Genomic DNA, 328 nt, shown 5'->3' on the forward strand with positions numbered 1-328 from the left:
ACGTCAGCGTTGAACGCCGCGTCACACTCCTCACAGACGTAGAGGCCACGCTTGACACGCTGACTATCGTCTTTTCTACCGCAAACGCAACACGTCTTGCTCGTGTTACGCTCTGAAACTTCCACCACCTCGATTCCCTTGACTTTCGCTTTGTATGTGAGAATCTTTGTAAAGCGGTCGAACGCCCACCCGTGCAGGTCGAGGTTGCCGTGTCGACCCCAGTTTTTCGAGTCACCATTTTCATCTTCTCTAACACCTTCGAGGTCACCGATGTTAATTCGGCCAACTTCGTTTTTGACACACCGTTCTACGATGTGTTTCGCTAAGG

Annotated in this window: 1 protein-coding gene; it reads right to left on the bottom strand. The window is 51.2% G+C overall.

Annotated features, from left to right (window positions below; genetic code table 11):
• On the bottom strand, window positions 1-328 hold a 328-nt coding region (locus tag O2S87_RS19020; protein ID WP_475410249.1), incomplete at both ends, for a zinc ribbon domain-containing protein.

Source organism: Halohasta sp. A2, from assembly GCF_056175805.1.